Raw genomic sequence first — 1816 nt, 5'->3', positions numbered from 1 at the left:
TTCATCAAGTCCGCAAGACGGATGTTGGATGGTGCGGGCAGATATTCCTGTGCCATGTGGTCGGCCCTCCTTTTTGATCTTTTTCCTCATTATAATACGCTCTGCCGTTTTGTTCAATATACGGTTACCTCTCCGCCCTTGCTGTTGCAGCCCTGCAACCAGCAAGGGCATTTTTCTTTTTCCGTTGCAGTTTTGCCGCTTTTTCACCCTTTCTGCAAAATTCTCCGTATATTCAGGCACAAGGCAAAAAACACCAGAGTTCCCACACGGGGTACTCTGGTGCAGTACATAACATCTACCTGCCCGGTGGCCGCAGGGTGCGGGGTTTTGTAGGCATCGAACCGCTTGTCCACCCCTGCCCGTAAAAAGTGCATTTTTTCACGGAAGAAGTTCGTACAACCTGTACGGTCTGTACTTGTACGCACCCGTACGGCAAATTGAAGCAAATTCAAACGTGTTATCGTTTGTATTTCAGATTTCTGTACGCCGTACAGACCGTACAGGTTATTTGAAGTCCGTACGCAATTTTTTCAGTTGCGTACGGAGCAATCAAGTTCGCATTGTGCGAACTTGATCGTAGCTCTCCCGCAGGAGACGTTCCCCCTCGGAGAGTCCTCGAAGAGCCCACTACACTTTGCAGCCCATAGGGATGAAAGTGTCATAGTGGGTTATTACACTTCCGGGGAAGTGCATCTCCGTCCTCGTCACCTCTCGATGAACCTTGAAAGGAGGGATGCCCTTTGGCAAGAAACGATGGCGTTGACCGCACCAGTGTCCGGAATCTCGCCGTTTCGGACAAGGCCGTTGGCAACACCCAGCAGCACAATGAGCGTGAAAAGGACAGCTATCGGAACCCCGATATTATCCCCCAGCGCGCTGCATGGAACGTCCACTTCAAAAAGCCAACCGCCAGCTACACTGACCTGTTCGCCCAACTGGAAACCGCTGGTACGATTTCAACGCGCGGCCTGAAGCCGGATGCCACCCATTATTGCGAGCTTGTCTTTGATGTCAACTCGGCCTATTTCGACAACCACGGCGGCTACGAGTTCGCTAAGCAGTTCTACGCAAATGCCTATAAAGCCGCTGTCCAGATCGTGGGCGGTGAGCAGTATATCCTCTCGGCTGTCATGCACGCCGATGAGACCAACCGTGCCATGACCGAAGCATTAGGCCGGGAAGTTTACCACTACCACCTCCATGTGGTCTATGTGCCTGTCGTGGAAAAGCAAATCCTGTGGTCGAAACGCTGCAAAGACAAGGCATTGGTCGGCACAGTCAAGGAGACCGTCATGCAGGTCAGCCGGAGCAAGAAGTGGGCATCCAAGCCCCTGCTGGACGATGCCGGAAAGCCCGTGCTGCAAAAGAACGGCAAGCCAGTCCTGAAGAAGTCGTACAGCGTCCTGCAAGACGATTTCTTCCACTATATGCGCAACGCCGGGTACACCGACGTAGAACGCGGTGAGCGCGGTAGCACCGAAGAACACCTGACCGTCACCCAGTTCAAAGTCCAGCGGGAGCAGGAGCGTCTGGACAGCCTGACTTCTCAAATCGACCAGAAAGAACAGTCGCTTGCCCGAACCAGCACCGCTCTCTCCAAAAAGGAGAAGGAACTTGCCGCTGTTCAGAAAAAGGCCACGCTCACAAAAGAAGCCCTCATTCACGCGCGCGATCTGGATTATATCGGTAAGCGAACCTTCCTCGGCAACTATTCGCTGACCGAAGAAGAATTCTCCAAACTGAAAAAGCAAGCCGACCACGGCTATATGATGGACGTGGAGAACCGCCGCTTGAAAGAAGAACTTTCCACCGCCAA

2 protein-coding genes are annotated in these 1816 nt (G+C 52.8%); one reads left to right on the top strand and one right to left on the bottom strand.

Annotation, left to right across the window (positions count from 1 at the left end):
* On the bottom strand, positions 1-240 hold a 240-nt coding region (locus AAAU26_RS08525; RefSeq protein ID WP_349181014.1), incomplete at its 3' end, for a hypothetical protein.
* A 500-nt stretch (positions 241-740) separates the two neighbouring features.
* On the opposite strand from AAAU26_RS08525, the gene AAAU26_RS08520 reads away from it, so the two are divergent.
* Positions 741-1816: plasmid recombination protein (locus AAAU26_RS08520; protein WP_349181013.1), on the top strand; the 1076-nt coding region annotated here is incomplete at its 3' end.

Origin of the sequence: Faecalibacterium longum (assembly GCF_040094125.1) — a bacterium.
In the GTDB taxonomy this organism is placed as follows: Bacteria; Bacillota; Clostridia; order Oscillospirales; family Ruminococcaceae; genus Faecalibacterium; species Faecalibacterium longum.
This window is presented reverse-complemented; position numbering and strand designations above follow the sequence as displayed.